We start from the raw sequence: 25,092 nt of genomic DNA on the forward strand, positions 1-25,092 counted from the left end.
GACTTTCTGACAATAAAATTCAATGATTTTCCACTAGCTTATATCACGTAAATGTCAAAAAAGCCCACATTTACATGCAGGCTTTTGCTTAATCCACTAAAAAGTTCAGCTTAAGGTGCAGGATTTGGCTGTTGGCGATGAATAGCTTCAATCCCTTTTAAAATGTCTTCTGATAAATTCACCTCAAAAGCATCAATATTTTCTTTCAACTGATCTAGATTTGTCGCACCAATAATTGTACTGGTGACAAAAAATTGCTGCTTAATAAATGCTAGTGCTAACTGTGTCAACGTTAAACCATGCTGTTCAGCCAATTGTGCATATTGTTCTGTTGCCCATTCACTCTCCGCATTTGAATAGCGGCTGAAGCGTGAAAATAGTGTCACTCGAGCATTGGCAGGACGCGCACCATGGCGAAATTTACCTGTTAGATAACCAAATGCTAAAGGTGAATATGCCAATAAGCCCACGCCTTCGTAGTGTGCAATTTCAGATAAACCGATTTCATAAGTACGGTTCAATAAACTATATGGATTTTGCACACTGACAATTTTTTCTAAACCATGCTTTTCTGCAAGTTGTAGGAATTTCAACGTTCCCCATGGCGTTTCATTAGATAGTCCAATTGAGCGAATTCGACCTTTTTTCACCTCATGACTTAAAGCAACTAATGTTTCTTCTAAATTGGTAATAGTTTGCGTACTGTTTGCTTCGGCATTGCCATAACCCAATTTACCGAAAAAGTTGGTTGGACGTTGCGGCCAATGCAACTGGTATAAGTCAAGATAATCTGTTTGTAAGCGCTGAAGAGAATGATCCAGTGCAGACTCAATTTCCGAAGCAATAAATTTAGTTTGCCCGTCACGAATATGACTACCGCCTTGTGACGGTCCTGCAATTTTTGAAGCTAAGATTATTTTATCGCGGCCACCGCGAGCTGCAATCCAGTTACCTATAATAGTTTCAGTCGAACCTTGGGTTTCAGGTTTCGGCGGGACAGGATACATTTCTGCAGTATCTCAAAAGTTAAGACCACGCTCTAAAGCATAATCCAGTTGCTCGAAAGCTTCTGCTTGGGTGTTTTGTTCACCAAACGTCATGGTGCCTAAACAAATTTCTGGAACTAATATGCCTGTATGTGCCAATGGTTTAAATTGCATGCCGCAAATTCCCTCTTTATTTTAAATATCAATATATAAGTCACGAAGTAGCTTACATAAGATATCGGCTTTGTTTAAATCATAATTTTCTGTTTATTTGTCAAAAAATGTGAGAAAGGTTGCTTCCGCTATAATAGTGAGAAAAGAATAGACATAAAAAAAGCAAACCCCTGAGTTTGCTTTTTTTAGATTCGGAAGACTGATTATTCTTCGTCGTCGAAATCGTCAGAAGCCAATTGGCTTTTCTCTTCAAGCGATGCATCAAAAATTAGAATCGCTTTACCATCAGTTTCGATCATGCCTTGCTCTTCAAGTGTTTTTAGAACACGACCAACCATTTCACGGGAACAACCCACAATACGACCAATCTCTTGACGAGTAATACGAATCTGACGACCATTTGGCAAAATCATTGCCTCTGGTTGTGAAGATAAATCAATTAAGCAACGTGCAATTCGACCTGATACGTCAATAAACGCAAGGTCGGTTACTTTACGCGTCGTATTTTTAAGACGGCGTACAAGCTGAGCAAATACCGCATAACTTAAGTCTGGGTATTGTTTGCTTAATTCATGAAAGTTTTCATAGGTAATCTCAGCAATTTCACATACATCACGCGTACGCACTTCTGCAGTACGTTGTGCATTTGCTTCGAATAGACCCATTTCCCCAAAAAAGTCACCCGCATTTAAGTACGCAACCACAATTTCACGCTCATCATCTTCGCGTAAAATGATAGATACTGAACCCTTAAGAATTAAATACAAAGATTTAGATTCTGAGCCCGCATCAACGATTGTTGTACGTTTTGGGTAACGATTAATATATGCACGTTTTAATAATGCCTTCACCGACTCAGGTAACTGCCCCGGAGATAGCGCATCTGTGCTAAGTTGTGAAAAGTTTGAAGTCATGCTAACAGTTTCCGAATATGGATAATTTATAGATCGCACAAGACCTAAAGTGAACTTGTCACACGTAAGAGTTGAAATTCCTTATCAACTCAATTTATGTTAGTGTACAGGTACTGCGTAAATTTATAGCTTTTTTAGGGACTTGCAATGCAAACTAGTGTTCATTGGCTAGAGAATGTTGCTTTTGAAGCAAAAACTCAAAGTGGTCACACTGTTATGATGGATGGATCACAAGAATATGGCGGTGAAAACCGTGGTCCGCGCCCAATGGAACTGATTTTAACAGGACTTGGTGGTTGTGCATCTTTCGATATTGTGACGATTTTAAAGAAAGCACGCCAAGACATTACTGATGTTCGTTGTGAATTAAATGCAGAACGTGCCGACACTATTCCTGCTGTATTCACTAAAATTCATTTGCACTTTGTAGTCACTGGTCATGGCGTGAAGGAAAAGCAAGTTGCAAAAGCGGTTGAACTTTCTGCTGAAAAATACTGTTCTGCGAGCAAAATGCTTATGGATGGTGGTGTAGAAATTACCCATGACTTCGAAATTTTAGAAACTGAAGATGCATAATTTATTTGTTCAATTAAGAGCCGCATAGAATGCGGCTTTTTTGTTTCAAATAATCCGCTATAGCATACATTATATAAAGCACTGCTATATATAGTCATAAACGCAGAAATATGAGCCAAAGAAGTTTGGCTTAATCACTTAAACAATCAATATCCAAATTGATGTATTTGCACATAGATGCATTTACATCCAATTCCATCTCATGATGAATTTACGACTCTCCCCCTATGAGTCTATATTAGGCTAAATTACGATTGGAAACGATCGCGGTTAATACCTTTCATATAAGTAGATTTGATTCAACCATATTCTCGATAACACTTTAATTAATTAAAACTTTAATAAATCTGTCATCAATTTGTTGATTTGACCATTCACTCTGTAAATTTACAAAAATATTTAAATTACTTTTCACTTAATTAAACTCTTAATTTTTATTAAAAGGCTTCATAAGCATTTATTTTAAATAATAATAATTTATAAATTAACTAACTATACAACTGTAGTTTAATTCAACAATAAAAACACATAATTTAAATTTAATGTGACGTGGTTTACATTTTTAAAATCAGCGGTTAATCTTCTGTTACCAAAGCGGTACACCACCAATGACAAACAAAGCCTATTTTTTCGGGAAAAGTAAAATGAAAAAGATCGTTCTAATTGCTGCTACAACAATTCTAGGTATCAGCGCTGCAAATGCTGCTGATGGCACTATCACTATCAATGGTTTAGTTACAGATAAAACTTGTGACATCGTTACCCCTCAAGGTAAAGATTTCACTGTAACTTTACCTACTGTGTCTAAGCAAACTCTTGCTAAAGCAGGTGATGTTGCTGGCCGTACTCCGTTCACAATCAACTTAGCAAACTGTTCAGAAGGTAAAGTTGCTACTTATTTTGAACCAGGTGCAACTGTTGATTTTGCTTCAGGCCGCTTAAACAACCAAGATGCTGCTGGCGCGAAAAACGTTCAAGTACAACTTTTAGGTTCAAACAATCTATTCGTTCCAGTTCTTTCAGCTGGTGCTAATGGCGCGCAAACAAACTCACAATGGGTTGACGTTGCTGACCAAGGTTCTGCTGACTTGAACTACTATGCAGAATACTACGCAACTGACGCTTCTACTGCTGGTAAAGTAACAACTTCTGTTCAATACACCATTATTTACCAATAATCGCTATTGCAATTGAGAGCCGATGCAGTTCGCTGCATCGGCTCACTCATTAAATACCCTTTGTGAGAATAAGTTATGCGCTTTAAGCCTTCCCTTTTCAAAACTGCACTTTTAGCTGGGCTGTTCCCCTTTACTGCTGCAAATGCCGAAATTATTATTCACGGCACACGTGTCATTTACCCTTCAGATGCGCGTGAAATTACTTTGCAAGTGAGTAATAATGGCAACAAACCCTCGCTAGTACAGGCTTGGATTGATGAAGGAAATGCTTCAAGTACCCCTGACCAATCACAAGCTCCTTTTATGATTACTCCACCTATTTCACGGGTAGATAGTCAAAAAGGGCAAACTTTACGTATTTCTGCCTTACCTAAAGCAAGCAGCTTAAGTAAAACCCAAGAAACTTTATATTGGTTGAATATTTTAGATATTCCACCAAAACCGACTGCAAAAAATGTAAATGATGTACCAGAAAACTTTTTACAACTGGCAATCCGTTCACGTATCAAGTTCTTTTACCGTCCGAGTGAGCTGAAAGATGATGTAAGCACTGCGCCATCTAAGCTTCAATGGTCTGTACAAGGTAATCAGCTAAATGTGAAAAATCCGACACCATTTCATATTACGCTGACCTCAATTAATCAAGACAATGCAGGTAAACGTATTGACTTAATTAATGAAGGCTTGATGCTTAAACCTTTTTCTGAAGACCATGTAGCACTAAAAACAGCGAATACTTCAAAAATGGTTTTCACCAGTATTAATGACTACGGTGGACGTGTGGAATTACCAATTAAAGTGCAATAGCTTCAAATAAACAAAAGTAAATTCATTTAAAAGCACCTATTTCCAATGAATAGGCGGACAGTTTCATGCAAAAAAAACAACAAAGTCTAAAATGGGTTAAACGTCACATCAGCTATTATATTGCTTGCGGCGTTATTACACTCAGCATGCCTGCTCTTGTTCATGCAGCTGAAACCGAAGTAAAGCCAACTGTTGCTGAAGAAGCAGAGTTTGACTCAGCTTTTTTAATTGGCGACGCAAAAAAAATCGATGTTGAGCGTTTTAAATTTGGCAATCCAATTTTGCCTGGCGAATATAATCTTGATGTCTATGTCAATGGAAACTGGTTTGGCAAGCATCGTATCGTATTTAAAGCCTTAGATAATAAAGAAAATGCCTTTACCTGTTTCTCTGAAAATAGCCTGATTCAATATGGCGTAAAGCCTGATGCTTTAAAAAAAACAGCTGATGCACTTCCGAATGTAGCGCCATGTCAAAAAATTGAGCAATGGATTGATGATGCCTATTATGAATATGACAGTTCTCGCCTGCGTATTGATATTTCAATTCCACAAATTGCCATGCAAAAAAATGCGCAAGGTTATGTAGATCCAAGTGTATGGGATCGTGGAATCAATGCTGCTTTTCTTTCATACAATGCCAGCGCTTACAAAACATTTGACCGCATGCAAGGCCGTCAAGAACGCACAAATGCGTTTACCTCTATAAATGCAGGCGCCAATCTTGCAGGTTGGCAATTTCGACATAACGGACAATGGCAATGGCAGGATGGCGACCAAAGTAACAATGAAAATCCATCCGAAAGCCAAAGCAGTTATGATGCTGTCAGCACTTATGTACAGCGCGCATTTCCTAAATATAGAGCCGTACTGACTTTAGGTGACAGCTATACCGATGGCGAAATTTTCGATTCATTCGGTTATCGCGGTGTAGATATCTCCAGTGATGACCGTATGCTGCCAAACAGCATGATTGGCTATGCACCGCGTATTCGAGGCAATGCAAAAACCAATGCAAAAGTGGAAGTACGCCAGCAAGGTCAGCTGATTTACCAAACAACTGTAGCGCCGGGCAACTTTGAAATTAATGACCTCTACCCTACAGGTTTTGGCGGTGAACTTGAAGTTGCTATCTTGGAAGCTAGCGGTGAAATTCAGCGTTTTAACGTTCCTTATGCATCTGTTGTACAAATGCTGCGCCCGGGCATGAGCCGTTATTCGATCACTGCTGGTCAATTCCGTGATAAAGACATTGATCTTGATCCTTGGATTGTGCAGGCAAAATATCAGCGGGGTTTACACAACTACATTACGGCTTTCACTGGTGTACAAAGTGCAGAAGACTATACTGCTCTGACCTTGGGCAGTGCCTTCGCTACACCTGTTGGTGCAATATCACTGGACGTGACCCATTCTCAAGCTGATTTCAAAAAACGTGATAGCGAAAGTGGGCAAAGTTACCGTTTAAGTTACAGTAAACTTATTACGCCAACGAATACCAACTTAACTTTAGCCGCTTACCGCTACTCGACTGAAAACTTTTATAAACTGCGCGATGCTTTAATGATCCAAGATTTGGACGATAAAAGTATCAGTTCAAGTCATGTTGGTAAGCAGCGAAGTGAATTTCAAATTACTTTAAACCAAGGCTTGCCAGACAAATGGGGCAACGTTTATGCCACTGGCTCTTGGGTAGACTATTGGAACCGTCAGGAAACAACTCGCCAATACCAAATTGGCTACAGCAATACTTATAGCAGTTTAACTTATGGCTTATCTGCGATTAAACGTGTGGTCGAAGATACAGCAACTAAGCGCACCACCAATGATACAGAGTATATGTTGACGCTGTCCTTGCCTTGGACATTTAAGAAAAATTCAGTCAATTTCAACTCAATTACCACACAAGACAGCACAACTATTGGCATGAGCGGTACGGTCGGTGACAGATTCAATTACGGTACTTCTGTTTCAGATACTTATGGTAGTAATCCGAGCATGAACGTCAACGCTCAGTACCGCACTAACTTTGCTACTGTGGGTGGTTCATACAGTGTTTCTGATCAGTATCAGCAAGCAATGCTTTCTGCACGCGGTAATGTAGTTGCACATTCTAAAGGTGTACTGTTTGGCCCAGACCAAGGGCAAACCATGGTCTTGGTTTACGCACCTGAAGCAGCAGGTGCTAAAGTAAATAACGCAACAGGATTAAGTATCAATAAATCAGGCTATGCAGTTATTCCATATGTAACACCATACCGTTTAAATGACATTACGCTTGATCCACAAAATATGTCGACCAATGTAGAATTAGAAGAAACCAGCCAACGTATCGCGCCGTATGCTGGTGCAATTTCACAAGTTAGCTTTGCAACAAAATCCGGTAAAGCCATTTATATTCATGGTTTAACCTCAGAAGGAAAAACCCTTCCATTTGCAGCTGAAGCATATAGCTCACAAGGTGAAAATGTCGGCATGGTTGCACAAGGTAGCATGGTTTATTTGCGTACCAACCAAACAGCAGATACTGTCACCATCAAATGGGGCGATGACGCTACTGAGCAATGCCGCATTCAATACGATGTGACAAAACAAGCAGAAGATAAAAATCTCACCATGATCACGACAGAAGGTGTATGCCAATGAAAATGAAAATTGTTAATACCCTATTGCTGCTCGCTGGAATGGCTGGTCTGTCTGAAGCTTATGCTGCGTGTACACCACAATCTGGATTCAGATCGCAAGACGTCAGTATGTCTGTCGGCCGTGTGGTTGTTCGTCCAAGTGATGCGGTGGGTACAATATTAAGAAAAGCCACGTTTCCAATATCTTCAAATGGATCTACCATCCGATGTGATAACGGTACTCCATCTACAATCCATGCGGTGTTAAGTCAGGGCTTTTCACTCAGTCCATCTGGCAACTCTATTTACAATACCAATATTCCCGGTATTGGCATTCGGCTTTATCGTGAAGCTGAAGGTGCTTCAGGATTTTCAGGCTATTATCCGTATTCACGCGCTTTGTCTAGAAATACTACTTACAACTTAGCTAACGGCTATTTCGTGGTCGAGATTGTTAAAACTGCACCTACAACTGGTTCTGGCACATTAGTCCCGGGTCAATACAGCAGCTATTATGTTAACGGTTACACAAACAAGCCCCTGCTCACCAGTACAGTTTATGGTAATGCGATTACCATTGCCTCTTCTTCATGTGAAATTCAAGGCAATATTAATAAGGTTGTCCAATTGCCTACCGTTAATAAAGCTGATTTCAAAGGTGTAGGCTCCACTCAAGGTGAGCAAGCATTTGACTTAAATATTCTCTGCAATGGCGGTAAAAACCCAACTGGTTACGAAGAAAGTAATAAAATTAGTTTAAGTTTTGACTACAATGCAGCAGCAAATAGCAATAATAAAGTAATTAATAATGATGCCCCTGCGAGCACAAAAGCTAAAGGCGTAGGTACACAAATCCTTTGGAATTACCAGAATCAAAATAAAGTGGTTTCTAAGGGGGACAAACTGGAACTCGGAACATTAACATCTAACCAGACATTACAATATAATGTGCCAATGAAGGCACGTTATTACCAAACTGAGCCAACTGTTTCACCTGGAACAGTACGAGGAATGGCAACAGTCACAATTGAATATGATTAATTTGACACACCTCACAATTTATAATTTTTTTTTATGAATACGCTGAATTAATCTTGTTTTTCATAATATAGACGTGTATTTATCTAACTAAACATCTCAATAATGGGGAAAAGAGATGAAGTTAAATAAATATATAACTTTAATTGGTTCAATTGTATTTTGTGGCGTTGGGCCGCTTTGCCATGCTGAGCAAATCAATTTTAACGGAACAATTTCAGAATTTACCTGTGCACAGCAGTCGACAGAACAGGCTTGTTTAGATTTGAATAAGGCAATTATAAAACTGAAGATTCAACAAGATTCTAGTGCGAATTCTGCATTGAACAAACAAACATCCAAGACTGCGGATATTTCTATTGAGAACACAGAAAATCAAAACCGTAAAGTAATGGTTATTAATTATCATTGATCAGATTCAATTTAATTCGCAAAGTCTGAATAATTGATTTGGGCTTTGCAATATCTATTCCAATCTTTTGAATTAAAATAATTAACAATTTTATAATATATATAAAAATCACTTTAAATTTTATTTTTTCATTTTATAGTGCTCTGACATGTTAATTGGCTTAATTAATTTAATAAGATATATCATAAGTATTTAAGGCTATCTAACAAAAAAAATACTTAAACTCAGTATCCCCTTCTATTAGAACTAACGATAAATTTTAATATTTATTTAATGTGTAAAAAGCTTACAAACGTCTACTTTATTGTAAGAATTTGAATATACTTATAAATACGAGCAGACTCGAACTGCTGACCTCTACGATGTCAAAGTCAGATTTAACTGATTTATATCAATATTTTAATATCAATTTGACGCCTACTTGTCGCATTATAGATTAGCACTTAACTCTGTTCGTACTAATTGAATCCATTTCTCATAATAATGCCAGTGCTTGTCAGCAACCATTGTACCAAAGCCATTTGCTGGGTTTTTTGCATCAAATTTTTTAACAAGCTGAGTATGGCTATGCATTGTGAAATTATCAAAACCTTCTTCTTTCATCTTACAGACCACTTGGCTGGGTAGAAACTTTGCCTTTTCTGTTTCTTTAATAACGGCATACTCTTTATTAAGACCAACTGCTAATGGAGAATCTGATTTAACGAATTCAATCACTTTATCGGCCTGACCACGACGATTCGCTGTTTTAGGAATAAAAAGTATCCTATATGCATATCTAGGATTCGCATACTCATCATCATTTAAAGATTTATCGAAATCCATAATATAAGAAGCAATATTTTTTGGTAGCCCATCTTGATCCATTAACATTTCTTTTTGCTCTGTATCAATTGATGAAAATTGCAAACTAAATGAAAGATGGTTTTCTATACCCAACTCTCTGCCAAAAAAGTCTTTAAGATATTCATTATAATTTAAACAACAAGCCTGAAATCTAGCACTAAGCAGATCATCAATTTTATTAGTCATTTGATGTTCAATTTCATGTCTCAATCCAATTAAGAACCTAAGGTTATTTGCTGTATCTTGATCGATTGGATTCTCGGTACAATTTAAGCATCTTTCCAACTCCCAGTATTTATAAGCGCCTTTATTGGTTCTATGAAATCTTTTTCTGCCCCTAGCATTATCAAAATAACGATATTCAATTTTATTGGCTCTGAAATATGCGTGTAATAAGTAAGTCCATGCAATATTCATTAACACTATGTAAGACTCTGCCTTAAAAGACATACTAGGATTATTGAATATTTGTACCGCGGCTAAAGCGGCTTCTCTTGATTTCTTAACTAATTCCCCTTTTACAGAGGCTATTTGTCTTAATCTTGTCATAACTCTCTAAATATTTAAAATTATTCAATCTTTCTAATTTAAACACTAGTTCAAAAACTAATCCAACAAATTGTTATTTTGACGTTTTTTTGACGCATTTCTTTGGGAAATTGGCGTTTTTGGAGGTTTTTCCCAATTTTAAGTTATAAGTTTAGTAAGAAACAGGCATAAAAAAAGACCTATAAGCATCTGATTTACTTATAAGTCCTTGATATCTTGGTAGGTTTAACCAGATTCGAACTGGTGACCTCTACGATGTCAACGTAGCGCTCTAACCAACTGAGCTATAAACCTAGAATGCGTAGAATCATATTCATTTTTATTTTTTATGACAAGCCCTTTTCTGACTTTTTTAAACTTTGCGTACAAGTTTTAAGCAAAGCCTTAAAATATTGAATATCATGAGAACTTAGCGCGGTACCTACATAAATTTCCTGCTCAAATAACGTAATAACTTGTTCAAATGCCGCCCTTTCCTGTTCAGGTACATTTTCAGCCAAACGTTGTAACCAATGCCTAAAACTTTCAGAAGTCAATTTTTGCTGGCTCAAGGGTATATTCTTAGCAAACTTGGCAATTTCTCTTTCCAGAGAGCTTAGGCTTTTTCTTTTTTTCCACAAAATCCATATAAAATATATTGCAACAACTCCACCAATACTCAATATAAGAATTAAACCACCTGCATAAGCAGAATTTACCCCGAGCTTTTTAAACCATTGTTGCTGTGATTCTGCATTGTAACCCACCACTTTACTCTGCCATTGGTAACTCGCATAATCACTCCATACACGGACTTTATTCAACATCGAAAATTGTTGATAGGCCCAAGTCGACTCCTGGCTCCCAAAAATTGTCCGATCTTGTTCCATATAATCCTGCATCCCCCCATCGATACGCTGCGGTGCGATCATGGCCGTCGGATCAATACGACGCCAATGTTGATTGACATAAACCTCTGTCCACGCATGTGCATCAAGTTGACGAACTTCCCAACTTTTTCCATCTGGTGCTAATTGACCACCTTGATATCCCACAACAATACGCGATGGAACACCCACATAGCGCATCAACATTGCAAAACTCGATGCAAAATGTTCGCAAAAGCCCTGTCTTGATCCAAATAAAAAATCATCTATCCGATTTTGCCCCAATACGCCTGGGTTTAAGGTATATGCAAAGCTATTTTGTTTATACCATTGCAAAACTTCTGCAATATAACGCTCAGGATTTTGATGACTTTGCTGCCATAAAGTTTGGGCCAATTGCTGTGATTGAACATCCAAGTTTTCAACATAGCGAGTGTTTAATTTTTCAAGTAAAGCTACATTTTTTATTTGTGGCGGTTCTGCACTTCCTAACCATTTCAGTTGAATCGGCTCTGTACGTGCTGTTAATCGGTAGGGTGTAATTCGACCATCTTGACCTAAAGCAAAACGTGCTTCGTTGGGAACGGATTGCTCCAACGACATAATCCACATCACAGTTGGGTCGGCAGCCAAATATTGATAATTCAACGCCCGCTTGGGTTTTAAATCGTCTGGATTCAGCTGTATAACGTTCTGGTTAAAAAAATGACTTGTCCATTTAGAACCATCATATTCATCTAAAGCCATCGCTCGCCAATACAGCTCTGTACGAGGTGGCAAGGCTTGAATATCTCCGATTATACGAAATGCCAAGCTACTCGACTGTGATAACTCAGCAATATCGCCCGGAGACATGCTGTCACTGATTCCCGTTGTGGCTTTATTTTCAGGAATAGGAATATGCCATAGCGGCGGCAGGCGTGGAAAAAAGAGAAACAGTAAAATAAAAAATGGAACAGCTAAGCCAATAAATTTACCCACATGCCCTATATCTTGTTTAATCGCCTGTATTTCACCGCCTGAGTTTTGGCTAAAACCAACGGTCTGTAAACGGTACAACCCAATAAAACAGCTCAACAGTGCCAATAAAATAACCAGTGCCATGGCAAAAGACTGGCTAAACAAAAAACTACTGGCAATCACAAACATCGCAAAGTTAAATAAAATAATTACATCACGACGTGTTTTTGTTTCTAAAGATTTAGCAAATAAAAATGTACTAAGTACTGTAACCCCTGCATCAACACCAATAAAGGTTTTATGACTTATGTAAATGCTGAATAAAGCTATCAATGTCAGCACATAGGTTAAAATTTTAGAAAATGGTTTTTTACTGGCGCGGGTATTGTGTAATAAAATAAGCCAAATGACTAAAAATACTAATGATGTCACCACTGGTATATAAAGCATTTGCGCAATGAGCACCAAAGCTAAAGTGAGTAGTATGGAGCGGCGTATGGTATTTTCAATCATAAATCAAGCCTGCGCCAATAACCGTTTAGCTTCGGAAAAATGCAGTGCTCCAGTGCCTGATGCTAACTCAGCATTAGGTAAATACAGTGCATATTGATCGTGATTTTGCTCAGCCTGCTCGACCAAACCCATCATAAGGCTAAGTTTTTCTTCATGACTTTGAGCTGGCATATAGTGATAATGAATCTCCAATTTCTTTAGATCTTCATATTGTTCAAAGACTTTCACATATAAGCCTTGTCCTCGTGCTGCTTGTTTCCAAGACACCGCATGAAGTGAATCCCCCGTCTGAAAACTCCGTAATTCGCGAAATTCATCAAGATCAGGTTCAAAATTTTGCCGTAGTTGCTTATTTTCAACGGAATGCCAACTGGCTTGAGGTGCAACCCACGCTGGTTGCTGTACGTACAAATACGTCCAGGCCCGCACTAAACCAAAGGGATAGACACTATAAAGTTGTATGGGTGGAATCTGAAAAACACCGCGTTGGCTGGTTATAAAATTTAATTGAAAGCAATGCTGTTGCGTATTGAACAATAATTTATGTAGCTGATTTTCAGTTTTAATCCACAAATATCTAGCCTGTTCAGCATCTTGTTTAAAGTAAATATCGACCGAAAGTAATTCACCTACTTGCGGGGTATCAACAACATTTATTTGAATCTGCAACGCATGAAGCTGTTTAAAAGTAATATAGAAACTAATACACAATACGGCGCTAATTAAAAAGCAAAATCCTAAAATCAAGTTATTGGCATAATTCACACCTGCAATAAAGGTGATGAAAATTAACACCAAATACAAGTAGCCTTGCTGATAGATAAAGATCAAGACGTCTTTTTGAGTCAGCTGCTTGTGCTGATCAATTTTAAATCGACGTTCAATCCATTGCTGCCACATTGAAGCCAAGGTTCAACTCCTTTATTGAATCGAAACTTGTTCTACAAGCTTAAAGGCTTCAAGATCTGACAGCCCAATTCGATGAGACACTACCGCTGTAAACACCGCTTGCACATCGTCAGGATTCACATAATTTCGCTGCTCAATCAGCGCATAGGCTTGCGCAGCTTTCTTTAAGGCTAAAACACCACGCGTAGAGAGACCATGTCTCCCTTTACGTGTTTCAGCAGCAAGATCCAAAATGTAATCCATTAAACGATCACTCAGATGTATCTGCTCGACAAAGCCTTGTAGTTGTAAAATTTCTGCTTCATTAAAGATATGTGCTAATGCCGCAATCAGATCATGGCGTGAAGTTTGTTGGAGCAATAATTTCTCTGCCTGACGCGATGGATAACCTAAAGACAAACGCATTAAAAACCGGTCCAACTGGGACTCAGGTAAGGCATAAGTACCACTTTGAAATAAAGGGTTTTGTGTCGCAATCACCCAAAATGGTTGAGGCAAAGCATATCGCATACCATCAACCGTCACATACCCCTCTTCCATCGCTTCCAATAAAGCACTTTGGGTCTTTGGACTACAACGGTTGATTTCATCTGCCAATAATATTTGGGTAAATATCGGCCCTGATTTAAACTCAAAATGATGTTCTTTTTGATTAAACATATTTACCCCTATCACATCGCTAGCCAGCATGTCATTGGTAAATTGAATCCGTTGAAACTTTAATCCCGCCAAATGTGACAAGGCGCTAGATAATGTCGTTTTTCCTAAACCAGGTAAGTCTTCAAATAACACATGCCCACCTGCCAATAGACAAGCTAAAGCCAATTTGGTTTGCTGATTTTTATCCAGAATAATTTGGTTAATTTGTTCGAGGAAAGTATTTATTTTCGGGTATAAAGGCGCAAGGCTCTGCTCACTTAAAAGCGTCGATGTATTATTTTGTTGGCTTTTCTCTGATCCCCAAAACACCTTTTATTCCCCAATAAAAAAGTTAAATGAATGACTAACATACAGGGTTTTATTTAAAAATACAGTGTTTATCTCCAAGCAATACCCAGTTCCATACTTTAAATAGATACTCTTGATATTTATTGAATATACAAAAGGGTTGTTTTCGCTTCGACTGATCACAAATCAGCAATAAAAAAAGCGTCCCGAAGAACGCTTTTTTCTTAGATTTTTAGCTCGAGTCACTGCATTAGCAAGGACACTTCTTCATGTCACCACCAGCTGATGGATAACGTGCATCTACACAGTGACGATAAAATGTTTTTGCATCCATCGCTTCCAAATCAGGATGATGTTTTGCCATATGTTCCAAATAGTTTTGGTAATCTGGCACACCCACCATCAGGCGGAAACTTTGCTGTAAACGTTGCCACAACGTCGCAATACGTGACCAATTTTTCGGGTTCAGAATTAAATCCTTCTGCGACATAATGGTCATTTTAATGATTTTATAAATCACCGTTTTTCCACTTTTTGCAAACTTCAGGTTCATTCATATTCCCCTATTAATGTGCTGAATTTGACGGATTAATTTCAGCTGGGTCACGGTAAATTGCTTCTGCTTCGTTCACCGATGGATTTGGATTTGCCAAGGCACGACGCACCACACCAATCGCTGCAAATAACATCACAAATGCCACGATCATAAAGAATGCACAAAGACCGGCATTGATTTGATTCGACAATGCCACCGTATGCATTTCAGCCATGGTTTTCGCAGGTGCCAACAATTCATTTTTCGCAATGGCTGCATTAAAACGATCTGCCTGAGCCAAGAAACCAATCTTTGGATTTTCGTGGAAAATCTTCTGCCAACCAGCGGTCATTGAAGTAATAAACAAGAATAATGTTGGGATAATTGTCACCCAAACATACTTTTGTTTTTTCATCTTGAATAAAATCACTGTACCCAAGATCAATGCCATCGCAGCAAGAATTTGGTTACCAATACCAAATAGCGGCCATAAGCTATTAATACCGCCGAGTGGATCAACCACGCCTTGGTAAACGAAGAAGCCCCAACCTGCAACAGCCACCGCTGTACCTAACAGATTTCCGAAGAAGTTATGTGAGTTTTTTACCGCAGGAATCACGATACCCACAGTATCTTGCACCATGAAACGACATGCACGTGTACCCGCATCCACAGCTGTTAAAATGAAAAGTGCTTCGAATAAAATCGCAAAGTGATACCAGAACGCCATCATTGAACGGTTATTAAAAATTTCCGTAATGATATGCGCCATACCAATCGCAAATGTTGGTGCACCACCTGTACGAGACAGAATCGAATTTTCACCCACTTCTTGTGCAAGTAAGGTCAATGCTTCAGGTGTGACCACGAAGCCTAATGTACGAACTGCTTCTGCAGCGGACTCAACCGTTGTACCAATCACAGCTGCTGGCGCATTAATCGCAAAATACACACCAGGCTCAAGAATCGTTGCACAGACCAAAGCCATAATCGCAACAAAAGACTCCATCAACATGCCGCCATAACCGATCATGCGAATATCTTTTTCATTATTCACAAGTTTCGGTGTCGTTCCTGAAGAAACGAGCGCATGGAAACCTGAAATTGCACCACAGGCAATGGTAATAAACAAGAATGGGAACATTGAGCCTGCAAATACAGGACCTGTACCATCAATAAAATGCGTTACCGCTGGCATTTTCATCTCAGGTAAAGCAAACATGATCCCGATTGCTAAACCTGCAATAACACCAATTTTCAAGAAGGTAGATAGGTAATCACGTGGTGCAAGCAGTAACCAAACAGGTAATACTGATGCCACGAAACCATAACCAATCAACCACCAAGTCAGTTCAGTACCTGAAAGTGTAAAGAATGGCCCCCAGTACGGATGCTGTGCAATGTCGCCACCATAGATAATCCCAGCCATCATCAGTACAAAACCAATGATCGACACTTCTGCAATTTTACCCGGACGGATAAAGCGCATGTAGATACCCATGAAAATCGCAATCGGTACAGTGGCCGCGATACTGAAAACACCCCACGGACTGTTGGTCAACGCTTTTACAACTACCAATGCCAGCACCGCTAGAATGATGATCATCACGCCAAGTGCGCCAAGCATCACGATGATTCCGGCAAATGAGCCAAGTTCTTGTTTTGCCATTTCACCGAGTGAACGACCATCACGACGCGTCGAGATGAATAAGACTAAAAAGTCTTGAACCGCACCCGCAAGAACGACACCCACTAAGAGCCAAATTGTTCCCGGCAAATAACCCATTTGCGCAGCAAGAATCGGACCGACTAAAGGACCTGCGCCTGCAATCGCGGCAAAGTGGTGACCAAATAGAACACTTTTATTGGTCGGCACATAATCCAAACCGTCAGCTAAGCGATGAGCAGGCGTTAAACGTCGCTCATTCAGTTCAAAGACTTTATTGGCAATAAATAAACTATAAAAACGATATGCAATGCTATACACACAGATTGCTGCAAGGATCAGCCAAACTGCATTGACATGCTCGCCTCGACTGAGTGCTAGTATGCCGAATGAAACGGCACCTAGAATGGCTACAAACAGCCAGATAATCTTCGAAGCCATTCCTGACTTCGGTTGAATGTTTTCCATCTCAATCCCTCATAAATGTTGAAATAAATCAGCTTGATTTTTCTTGTTCGAGGTACTGCTGTTTCTTCCCTTGAAACTCTACTCCTGTTATAGGTTTTTTCATCTAATACTTTGGAATAAAAATTTAAACCAATAGGTATAAAAAAAGGGATGAATCACTTCATCCCTTTCGATAATAGTCTATTTTTAAACCATTATGCACGTTCTAAATAGTCACCAGTACGAGTGTCTACACGAACGCTTTCTTCTTGCTGTACGAATAATGGAACACGTACAACTGCACCAGTTTCAAGCTTAGCCGGTTTACCGCCACCGCCTGAAGTATCACCACGTACACCTGGATCAGTTTCAACGATTTTTAATACAACGAAGTTGGGCGCGCTCACAGTTAAAGGAACACCGTTCCAAAGCATGATTGTGCAAAGTTCATTTGAGTCATCTTTCAACCATTTAGCCGCGTCGCCCATAGCAACTTTATCAGCAGCGATTTGTTCGAAAGATTCTGGATCCATGAAGTTCCACATTTCACCGTCGTTATACAAGTAGTTCATTTCAACTTCTTGGATGTCAGCAGCTTCTAGTGAATCACCAGATTTGAAAGTTTTTTCTAAAACTTTACCAGTTTTAAGGTTACGTAATTTTACGCGGTTAAAAGCTTGGCCTTTACCTGGTTTTACGTATTCGTTTTCCATGATTGAACATGGGTTACCGTCAAGCATGACCTTAAGGCCTGACTTGAAATCATTCGTAGAATAATAGGCCATGACTGGCTCACTCCAAACTTACTAACTTTAATCTATAGATGCTATGGGCTGTAACATGTCATTTAGCAAGTACTGACTGTAACATTGGCTGCCACATGCACATTAATGTGATATTGCGTATTCTAAATGACCAATGCACCATGTCGCAACGAAAAAATCCCCATTAAAGGGGTCAAGCTGCTTAACTTACACTCAGACATTAAAGAACTTTGTTTATACAATGCCCACAAACAGGTAAAATTGCTGTTTACTGAAACTTAATAAATGTTTCGTAGGCTTCATCAGGTGTAAGCTTTTTCGGAATTATTTCAGCTTACACTTCAAAGTTCGACGCATTAATTTCAGCAATATTCCCCCACTCACCTTTCTGCATTTTTTAAACAATCGGCATGATAAACTATTTATTTCAAGAGCAAAACTGGCAAACTCAATTGAGTGATTTGATTACAAATCCTCAAGAATTACTCGATGTATTAGAACTTTCGCATGATCAGTTATTATCGGGTGCTCAGTTCGCAGCAGATGAGTTTCGCCTACGCGTGCCGCGCGCTTTTGTCGAAAAAATGCAAAAAGGTAATCCGCTCGATCCGCTTTTACTCCAAGTCCTACCGCATCATTTGGAACTTGAAGAGCACGCCGGTTTTGTTACCGACCCATTAGGTGAAGAGCAGGCTAACCAACAGCCAGGGGTATTACATAAGTACAAGTCTCGTTTTTTACTGACTTTAACCGGTGCCTGCGCGGTCCATTGCCGTTATTGTTTCCGCCGTCATTTTCCATACCAAGAAAACCTGCCTAAAAATGACGATTGGCCAAACATTAAAGAATATATTGAACAACAACCCGATATTAATGAAGTGATTTTAAGTGGTGGAGACCCGCTCACACTATCAAATCGTAAACTTCAAGTGTGGATTGAACGTTTATCGACTTTACCACAAATTAAATTTTTGAGAATTCATTCACGAGTTCCTATCGTAATCCCCAACCGTGTCGATGAAGAGCTGGTTTCTATTTTAAAAAACAGTAGGCTACGCATTATTCTAGTGGTACACTCAAATCATCCATCAGAGCTAGATGACTTCACGTGCAGCCAGCTTCAACAGCTTGTCAAACAAGGAATCACCGTGCTGAACCAAGCAGTCTTATTAAAAGGGGTTAATGATTCTGCAGAAGTATTGGTCGATTTGAGTTACCGCTTATTCGACGCAGGTGTAATGCCATATTATTTGCATGTTCTGGATAAAGTAAAAGGTGCTCATCATTTTGATACACCAGCTCAGGATATTGATTTAATTTATAAAAAAGTTTTAGAGAACCTACCTGGTTATTTGGTTCCTAAACTTGTACGGGAAATTGCGGGCGAAAAAAACAAGACACCGCTTTTTGGGGCTTCAACTTTTTGAGTTAAATAATAAAGATGACCACGCATACTTCAGATACGTTTTACAATCCGACTGAATTAAAGCTGGATAAATTAAGCTTTTGTCCGACCAATGCTAAAGGTCTGCAAGAGTGGTTAAACGGTATTTCAATTTTACAATTGGGTACCTCATCTAAAGCTTTATTCAATGCCTTACTTGAAATCTCCGAGCTGAAATGCCAAGAGATGTTACGTTTTGATTTGGTTCAAATTTTACATCCGACTATGGAAAGTGTGCTCACAAGCTTAGAAAAACACTTTACCAATCAAAGCCTCATTACCACGGATCGTAATGACCAAATCATTGAATTGGCGATGCTTTTACGCAGTCACTTTGCCAAAATCTATATTGATATTGCCAAACGATGTAATCAGCAGCTTAATCAACAAAAGTTTTCGATTTTTTCATTCGGCCATAAAAAAAGCTTACAAACCGCTCGAATTGCATCAATCTACTATGCGTTGCAACAACTGACACTGTTGTTGTATCAACAACATATGTTGTATGCCACACCGACTGCAGGTCAATGGATTGCGGCACATCAACTGATTGAATGTGCCATTGAACACAATTTCTATCAAAGTAATGTCAATCAGTTACTGGGTACTCAACATCAAATTGCAAATATTGCTCAAGCTTATGCACAATTAATCTTATTAGATATTTTCAATAATCATCAGATTCGCCCTGCTGAAATCCAAGGTTTGTATTTATGTAGCTTTGACTGGGCAAAATTGGTTCAAATCCTACCGAAAGAAACCACGCTTTCACGCTATGTTGTAGACACGAAAAAAGATCACCCACCGATTTATAACTCAAAACAAGATCGGTCTTATCAAGCCAATGTATACATTTCAACGCAAAACTTGCTCGATCATTTGACCGAAACGCAAACTAGAAATGCCAATTATTTATCTAAAAATGAAAAGTTATTTTTAACTCCAGCGCTATATTTCCATATTCATAATATTTTGACCAACAACACTGAACGTCGTCATGAGCGTTATGAATATTCTGCGCAAATTAATATTTGCTTTAGCTTAATGGTGGCGCATTTCTATCTCTCTAAAGGTAAAAACTTCCACGAAACTTTAGATTTAGAAGGCAATTATCAATTCCACAATGAAGCCTCTTTTGTCAATTCGCCTGATTCAAATATGCCAACAGGCATGACTAATGCGAAAGCGCTAGATCGTGAAGCAAAACAGATTCATACCGCTGACGTATTAGATATTAGTGTGAATGGTTATCGCATTAAATGGACTGGCCCTACCCCTGCTAATTTAAAAACCGGCGAATTTATTTTGATCCAAGAAAATGCTCAAAGCCAATGGCGTGGCGGTGTTGTTCGCTGGATCAAACAATCGACAGAAAAAAGTTTGGAATTGGGTCTCGAAGTACTGGCTCAAGATTTGTATCCATGTTCAGCCCATATCCGTACCGACCGCAATACAACAAATCATCAACCTGCTTTATTGGTACAGACCACACAACTTGATCAAGTGTCTACGACCTTAATTTTACCTGGGGCAAATCTCTTCCGAGAGAAACAAACGATCCACCTTCGCTTAGGCAAAGAAGACATCAAAGTCTATCTCACCAAAGCGCAGTTGGTGACGCAAAGCTTTATTCGCTTTGAATATGAATTATTGAATGAAGAGCAAGAAAATGTCGTTAAAGACTATATTGCGAAACAGAGCAATGAGATCAAAAATAACGACTTATGGGAAGCATTAAAGTGAGAAATCCATTACTATCCAAAAAACTAAAACGTACGGAAACTCGATTACTCATTATTGATGATAATCAAATACGTTTTAACCAGATACGTGATTTATTGACAGACAGCGAACATCAAGTTCATGCCATATTACTTGATGATTTACAAAATTTCGAAAAACAGCTGAATCTCAATTGGGACTTGATCATTTTTGGACGTGCTTATGATTTAAAATATGAACAAGCTTTGAGTTTAGTTCAACTATCGAGCCAACCGAATTTACCGATTATTTTACTTAAACCCGAAGACTATCAAGCTAAACAATATGCAAGTTTAGTCAAAAAAGGGATTTATGACATTGTCGATATTGCTGAACCTGAGAGTTTCTATTTTGGTTTAATCCGTGCTTTATCCTTTAGTCGCCTACAACAATCGCAGCAACATTTAATGGAAGAGCTCGAAACAGCTCAAATCCAAACCCAGTCTTTAGTTGAAGATAGTCGTAAAGCGGTTGCCGTGATTCAAGAAGGCATTCATATTCAAGCCAATGCTGAATATCTCACTTTGTTTGGTCTAAAAAATGAAGATGATGTAATTGGTCTGCCTTTACTCGATCTATTACAACCTACTGACCTCAACGACTTTAAGCAACGCTTTAAAAAAATCAGCCAAGGACAGCTCGATTTAGGACGTTTTGATCTTGTTTCGCAAAATATCGCAGTGGCTGGGCAAAACCCACTAAAACTCGAATTTATTGCCGCGGCTGAAGAAGATGCTTTACAGCTCGCAATTGAAATTGGCAGTCAAAGCAGCAATGCTGTAAGCAACGCTCCAGTTGAAGCTAGCCCACAAAAACCAAAAGTATTTCAACAACTCAACCGCACCATTGGCCAGCAACCTGCTAATGTAAATGCATTAGTTCTATTTACATTGGCTTCTTGTTCTGATGCGATTTTTCAAAAAGATTGGAATACTTATAAGAGCTATTTCACCAATATTAAAGACTTCTTGAAAGATCAGACTCATGCTCCATTATTTAGTTTAGATAATGGTGCAATCGTTGCCTTATTCCAAGCGGATAATCAGCTCAAACTTGAGTCTAAGTTGATTGGTCTTAACACCCTGAGCAAACCTCAATTACTCAGTGTAAACAATGAAACTTATCCATTAAATTTACGCATAGGATACAGTGTTTTAGACAGCGATATTCGTGATGAAGCACATTTTGATACCTTTATTGCGAAAGCCTTTAATACTGCGCTACCAACCAACCAACAAGCACCTGAAATCGATTTAACTATTCCATTAGAAATTGACATACCAAGTTTGAATTTCGGTACACCAGAAGCACAAATTGCGCCGATTGTCGTTAGTGATGAAGCTCCTGTTATCAAGGCCCTTCGCAACTGCTTAGAACGCGGTGAAATTCATCTTAAATATCAGCAACTGTATGATAAAGAAGATTCTCATCTTTATACTTATGAAGTAACCAGCGGCTTTATTTTTGAAAATAAATGGAAAGATATCGCCCAACTACGTGAGTTGGCTGAAGACTCTGAGCTTTCCATTAAATTGGATCGTTGGATCTTGGTTGAATCGTGTAAACAGCTACACAACTTCATCACTCAGTTCCCTGAAGCTAAATTAATCGTTAACCTGAACAAGGAAGTGCTATATAACGACCGCACCTTCCCTGAGTTTATTTCAAAACTCATTACGATTATTCGTAGTAAATTGAAGAATCCACTGATTTTACAATTTGCAGAAGAAGACATTCAGCTCAATATTGATGCCGCTCAAAAAGCATTTGTTGAACTTCGTAAAAATGGTGCCGAACTGGCTTTACGTAATTTTGGTCATTCGATGTTTAGTGAATCATTATTACGTCAAATGGATGTTCACTGCTTAACACTAGATTCAAGTTTGACCCAAATGCTTGCAAACGACAAGTCATGCCAAGAGCTGCAAGAAAAAATTACCACTTATCATGAAATCAAAACTGTTGAAATCATGCTACGTGAATTAAATGACATGACACTGTTTGCCAATGCTTGGAATGTAGAAGCTCGTTTTATTCAAGGTGATTATTTTCAGAAGAAACTCGACCATCTCATCGATGTTCAGGACCAATAAGGTTCTGAACATTGCCGATTTAAGGTTTATCTTTTTATCGGCACAAAAAAAACGGGCATAAAGCCCGTTTTTTCGTTTTGGATATTAACGTTTGATAGAACGTGACATACCAGCAAAACGTTGTTTGAATTTGTCGATACGACCGCCAGTGTCAACGCTTTTCTGTTTACCAGTGTAGAATGGGTGGCAAGCAGAACATACGTCTAGGTAAATAGTTTCTTTACCAAGAGCTGAACGAGTTTCAATTACGTTACCGCATGAACATGTAGCAACTAAAGTTTCATATTTTGGGTGAATATCGGCGCGCATCGTCGATTACTCCTAAGATTTAAGAAGGTTTAACTGTCATCGCAATTGATCACTCTTGCATCGCTACAAGGAAGGCTTAAAAAAGCAGACCAACACCATAACAGACCATTCTTTTGGCCCACCGAGACGGATACCGTCAGAGCTAAGCACAACAAGTTGGTGCAAATTATAGCTGATTTTTTATTGTTAATAAATAGATATTCAAGGCTGAATCGCTCTACTCTTTAGGTTGAGCTTGTTCTAAATATTTTTGATATTGTAATTCGACTGTACGCTGAAATTGGGCTTGATCAAAATGTTTTAATTTTTCAATAAATGCAGGACAAAACGTCGTAGCATTTACTGACTGTAATGATCTGCTCATACCCTCTAAAATGCTTTGAAACTGCTGTTTAAATTGTGCATCGACGGGCTGATCAACATCTTTTGCTTTTAATGGCTCTACACCATTAAAACGGACAGCCTGAACCGCAGCAATTAATTTAAGCTTTGCAGCTTGATAAGCCTGATCTAATTCCGTATTCATCTGTGGTTGTCGATCACGACAAAAATCCAACATGGGCTGCAGGCTGATGAGGGGCATTTTTTCAATGACATCACGGTTACTATTTACGGATAAATCCTCTTGGGCATGAACGACTGTGTTCAGACCCAAGAATAAAATGAAGAAGCTTGTTTTAATTTTCATGATTTTTTTCATCTATATAAGGTATTTTAAAAGGACGTATTCATCTCGTCCTTATTCTTGCCCACGGCTTTGTTTTGCCCAAAGGTTGGCAATCACACCACAGACCATCAACTGAATTTGGTGAAAGATCATAATTGGTAAAACTATCATTCCCATCGGCTGACCAATAAAGAGAATTTGTGCCATGGGCACACCGCTCGCCAAGGTTTTTTTAGAGCCACAAAAGAAAATCGTCTTTTGATCAGCTCGGCTAAAGCCCAACCAACGTGGCACATATAACGCCAATAACATAATAATCGTTAATAGAACTGAGCACGCCACAATCAATAGGAATAAGGTCATACCACTCACTTGATGCCATAGTCCTGCCACAACCGCACTACTGAATGCACCATAGACCACCATCAAAATTGAGCCCTGATCAAATACCTTCACAATTTTTGGTACCCTCTTCATATAAGGAAACACCCAAGGACGGAGGAGCTGCCCTAAAATGAAGGGAATGAGTAATAACAGCGTAATTTGAATAATAGATGCAGTCGGATCGTAGTTATGTTGTGACTGGCCGAGAATAAAATATGCCACCATCACTGGGGTAATAAACATACCAATAATATTTGAAAATGATGCACTACAGACTGCGCCAGCAACATTACCCTGTGCTACCGAAGTAAATGCAATGGAAGACTGTACTGTCGAGGGTAAAAAGCACATAAACAAAAAGCCCCAATACAACTCTTGCCCTAACATCGGCACGAGAATTGGTTTCGCCATTAAACCCAATAATGGAAATAATGCAAAGGTAAAAGCAAAAACTAAAGCATGTAACTTCCAGTGCATTATGCCTTCAACCACAGCCTCACGAGATAACTTTGCACCATGGAGGAAAAATAAAATGGCAATTGCAGCCGTGGTAATATAGCCAAAGATTTCTGCAGCTTGACCACTAACAGGCAAAAAAGTCGCAAGTATGACCATTACAAAAAGTAGAATGGTAAAACGATCCAAAGCCAACATTTTCAGCATAACAACATCCTGTACAAATTTCCCTTTAAACGCATCGACAAAAAAATGCCCAATAAGCTA

The 25,092-nt window shown here is 38.8% G+C and carries 20 protein-coding genes, 1 tRNA gene and 1 pseudogene; 9 read left to right on the plus strand and 13 right to left on the minus strand.

Features of this window, described 5'->3' with window-relative positions:
• Positions 1-110 precede the first annotated feature (110 nt).
• Both FTU02_RS11155 and crp read right to left on the minus strand, forming a co-directional pair.
• Positions 111-1,160, minus strand: a pseudogene (locus tag FTU02_RS11155) (NADP(H)-dependent aldo-keto reductase).
• Between the two features lie 203 nt (positions 1,161-1,363).
• Complete coding sequence (gene crp, locus FTU02_RS11160; protein WP_078188629.1) at positions 1,364-2,074, minus strand: cAMP-activated global transcriptional regulator CRP; 711 nt, start codon at positions 2,072-2,074, stop codon at positions 1,364-1,366.
• A gap of 147 nt (positions 2,075-2,221) precedes the next feature.
• Here crp and FTU02_RS11165 point away from each other — a divergent pair, with 147 nt between their 5' ends.
• The 6 genes from FTU02_RS11165 to FTU02_RS11190 all read left to right on the plus strand — a co-directional run bounded on the left by FTU02_RS11165 (position 2,222) and on the right by FTU02_RS11190 (position 8,708).
• Complete coding sequence (locus FTU02_RS11165; protein ID WP_078191820.1) at positions 2,222-2,650, plus strand: OsmC family protein; 429 nt, start codon at positions 2,222-2,224, stop codon at positions 2,648-2,650.
• Positions 2,651-3,294: 644 nt separating this feature from the next.
• Positions 3,295-3,828, plus strand: coding sequence for a fimbrial protein (locus FTU02_RS11170; protein ID WP_180157167.1), 534 nt, complete (start codon positions 3,295-3,297; stop codon positions 3,826-3,828).
• Between the two features lie 75 nt (positions 3,829-3,903).
• A complete protein-coding gene (locus FTU02_RS11175; RefSeq protein ID WP_078188631.1) occupies positions 3,904-4,635 on the plus strand; it encodes a molecular chaperone in 732 nt (243 codons plus the stop codon).
• A 65-nt stretch (positions 4,636-4,700) separates the two neighbouring features.
• Complete coding sequence (locus FTU02_RS11180; protein WP_180157169.1) at positions 4,701-7,280, plus strand: fimbria/pilus outer membrane usher protein; 2,580 nt, start codon at positions 4,701-4,703, stop codon at positions 7,278-7,280.
• On the plus strand, positions 7,277-8,299 hold the full coding sequence (locus FTU02_RS11185) for a fimbrial protein (protein ID WP_180084783.1): 1,023 nt from the start codon (positions 7,277-7,279) through the stop codon (positions 8,297-8,299). The genes FTU02_RS11180 and FTU02_RS11185 overlap by 4 nt, the downstream gene beginning before the upstream one ends.
• Before the next feature lie 115 nt (positions 8,300-8,414).
• Complete coding sequence (locus FTU02_RS11190; protein WP_078191824.1) at positions 8,415-8,708, plus strand: hypothetical protein; 294 nt, start codon at positions 8,415-8,417, stop codon at positions 8,706-8,708.
• Positions 8,709-9,137: 429 nt separating this feature from the next.
• Here FTU02_RS11190 and FTU02_RS11195 read toward each other — a convergent pair whose 3' ends face one another.
• The 8 genes from FTU02_RS11195 to efp form a co-directional block, all read right to left on the minus strand.
• A complete protein-coding gene (locus FTU02_RS11195) occupies positions 9,138-10,103 on the minus strand; it encodes a DUF3644 domain-containing protein (protein ID WP_078191825.1) in 966 nt (321 codons plus the stop codon).
• Positions 10,104-10,320: 217 nt separating this feature from the next.
• Positions 10,321-10,397 (minus strand) — tRNA-Val (locus FTU02_RS11200).
• 32 nt (positions 10,398-10,429) lie between these two features.
• On the minus strand, positions 10,430-12,442 hold the full coding sequence (locus tag FTU02_RS11205) for a DUF3488 and transglutaminase-like domain-containing protein (protein ID WP_180157171.1): 2,013 nt from the start codon (positions 12,440-12,442) through the stop codon (positions 10,430-10,432).
• A gap of 3 nt (positions 12,443-12,445) precedes the next feature.
• The gene (locus FTU02_RS11210) at positions 12,446-13,351 is read right to left on the minus strand and encodes a DUF58 domain-containing protein (protein ID WP_180157173.1); all 906 of its coding nucleotides are present in this window, start codon (positions 13,349-13,351) and stop codon (positions 12,446-12,448) included.
• 12 nt (positions 13,352-13,363) lie between these two features.
• Positions 13,364-14,320, minus strand: a complete 957-nt coding sequence (locus FTU02_RS11215) for a MoxR family ATPase (protein WP_180157175.1) — start codon at positions 14,318-14,320, stop codon at positions 13,364-13,366.
• Between the two features lie 229 nt (positions 14,321-14,549).
• Positions 14,550-14,852, minus strand: coding sequence for a YbdD/YjiX family protein (locus FTU02_RS11220; protein WP_078190160.1), 303 nt, complete (start codon positions 14,850-14,852; stop codon positions 14,550-14,552).
• Positions 14,853-14,865: 13 nt separating this feature from the next.
• Positions 14,866-16,968 carry a carbon starvation CstA family protein gene (locus tag FTU02_RS11225; protein WP_078191829.1) on the minus strand — a complete coding sequence of 701 codons (2,103 nt, stop codon included), beginning with the start codon at positions 16,966-16,968 and terminating at the stop codon, positions 14,866-14,868.
• 194 nt (positions 16,969-17,162) lie between these two features.
• Positions 17,163-17,732, minus strand: a complete 570-nt coding sequence (gene efp / locus FTU02_RS11230) for an elongation factor P (RefSeq protein WP_067762759.1) — start codon at positions 17,730-17,732, stop codon at positions 17,163-17,165.
• Between the two features lie 389 nt (positions 17,733-18,121).
• Between efp and epmB the strand changes: the two genes are divergently transcribed.
• From epmB to FTU02_RS11245, 3 genes are read left to right on the plus strand one after another with little or no spacing between them, the layout of a single operon-like run.
• Complete coding sequence (gene epmB, locus FTU02_RS11235) at positions 18,122-19,138, plus strand: EF-P beta-lysylation protein EpmB (RefSeq protein WP_180152722.1); 1,017 nt, start codon at positions 18,122-18,124, stop codon at positions 19,136-19,138.
• A gap of 14 nt (positions 19,139-19,152) precedes the next feature.
• Entirely contained in the window at positions 19,153-20,898 is a 1,746-nt protein-coding gene (locus FTU02_RS11240) for a GTPase (protein WP_180157176.1), read from the plus strand.
• Positions 20,880-23,009, plus strand: a complete 2,130-nt coding sequence (locus FTU02_RS11245) for an EAL domain-containing protein (protein WP_180157177.1) — start codon at positions 20,880-20,882, stop codon at positions 23,007-23,009. The genes FTU02_RS11240 and FTU02_RS11245 overlap by 19 nt, the downstream gene beginning before the upstream one ends.
• A gap of 84 nt (positions 23,010-23,093) precedes the next feature.
• Here the strand turns inward: FTU02_RS11245 and rpmE are convergent, their stop codons facing one another.
• The 3 genes from rpmE to FTU02_RS11260 all read right to left on the minus strand — a co-directional run bounded on the left by rpmE (position 23,094) and on the right by FTU02_RS11260 (position 25,032).
• Positions 23,094-23,318: a 50S ribosomal protein L31 gene (rpmE, locus tag FTU02_RS11250; protein WP_078190165.1), complete on the minus strand. Its 225-nt coding sequence runs from the start codon at positions 23,316-23,318 to the stop codon at positions 23,094-23,096.
• Between the two features lie 217 nt (positions 23,319-23,535).
• Positions 23,536-24,006, minus strand: coding sequence for a hypothetical protein (locus FTU02_RS11255; protein ID WP_180157178.1), 471 nt, complete (start codon positions 24,004-24,006; stop codon positions 23,536-23,538).
• Between the two features lie 51 nt (positions 24,007-24,057).
• On the minus strand, positions 24,058-25,032 hold the full coding sequence (locus tag FTU02_RS11260) for a bile acid:sodium symporter family protein (RefSeq protein ID WP_180084767.1): 975 nt from the start codon (positions 25,030-25,032) through the stop codon (positions 24,058-24,060).
• Positions 25,033-25,092 lie beyond the last annotated feature (60 nt).

Source organism: Acinetobacter sp. YH12045 (assembly GCF_013419925.1).
In the GTDB taxonomy this organism is placed as follows: domain Bacteria; phylum Pseudomonadota; class Gammaproteobacteria; order Pseudomonadales; family Moraxellaceae; genus Acinetobacter; species Acinetobacter amyesii.

Bases quoted from the DNA above. Each gene is read 5' to 3' on its own strand.
- crp (WP_078188629.1), bottom strand. From the start codon at position 2,074: ATGACTTCAAACTTTTCACAACTTAGCACAGATGCGCTATCTCCGGGG.
- FTU02_RS11165 (WP_078191820.1), top strand. From the start codon at position 2,222: ATGCAAACTAGTGTTCATTGGCTAGAGAATGTTGCTTTTGAAGCAAAA.
- FTU02_RS11170 (WP_180157167.1), top strand. From the start codon at position 3,295: ATGAAAAAGATCGTTCTAATTGCTGCTACAACAATTCTAGGTATCAGC.
- FTU02_RS11175 (WP_078188631.1), top strand. From the start codon at position 3,904: ATGCGCTTTAAGCCTTCCCTTTTCAAAACTGCACTTTTAGCTGGGCTG.
- FTU02_RS11180 (WP_180157169.1), top strand. From the start codon at position 4,701: ATGCAAAAAAAACAACAAAGTCTAAAATGGGTTAAACGTCACATCAGC.
- FTU02_RS11185 (WP_180084783.1), top strand. From the start codon at position 7,277: ATGAAAATGAAAATTGTTAATACCCTATTGCTGCTCGCTGGAATGGCT.
- FTU02_RS11190 (WP_078191824.1), top strand. From the start codon at position 8,415: ATGAAGTTAAATAAATATATAACTTTAATTGGTTCAATTGTATTTTGT.
- FTU02_RS11195 (WP_078191825.1), bottom strand. From the start codon at position 10,103: ATGACAAGATTAAGACAAATAGCCTCTGTAAAAGGGGAATTAGTTAAG.
- FTU02_RS11205 (WP_180157171.1), bottom strand. From the start codon at position 12,442: ATGATTGAAAATACCATACGCCGCTCCATACTACTCACTTTAGCTTTG.
- FTU02_RS11220 (WP_078190160.1), bottom strand. From the start codon at position 14,852: ATGAACCTGAAGTTTGCAAAAAGTGGAAAAACGGTGATTTATAAAATC.
- FTU02_RS11225 (WP_078191829.1), bottom strand. From the start codon at position 16,968: ATGGAAAACATTCAACCGAAGTCAGGAATGGCTTCGAAGATTATCTGG.
- efp (WP_067762759.1), bottom strand. From the start codon at position 17,732: ATGGCCTATTATTCTACGAATGATTTCAAGTCAGGCCTTAAGGTCATG.
- epmB (WP_180152722.1), top strand. From the start codon at position 18,122: ATGATAAACTATTTATTTCAAGAGCAAAACTGGCAAACTCAATTGAGT.
- FTU02_RS11240 (WP_180157176.1), top strand. From the start codon at position 19,153: ATGACCACGCATACTTCAGATACGTTTTACAATCCGACTGAATTAAAG.
- FTU02_RS11245 (WP_180157177.1), top strand. From the start codon at position 20,880: ATGGGAAGCATTAAAGTGAGAAATCCATTACTATCCAAAAAACTAAAA.
- rpmE (WP_078190165.1), bottom strand. From the start codon at position 23,318: ATGCGCGCCGATATTCACCCAAAATATGAAACTTTAGTTGCTACATGT.
- FTU02_RS11255 (WP_180157178.1), bottom strand. From the start codon at position 24,006: ATGAAAATTAAAACAAGCTTCTTCATTTTATTCTTGGGTCTGAACACA.
- FTU02_RS11260 (WP_180084767.1), bottom strand. From the start codon at position 25,032: ATGCTGAAAATGTTGGCTTTGGATCGTTTTACCATTCTACTTTTTGTA.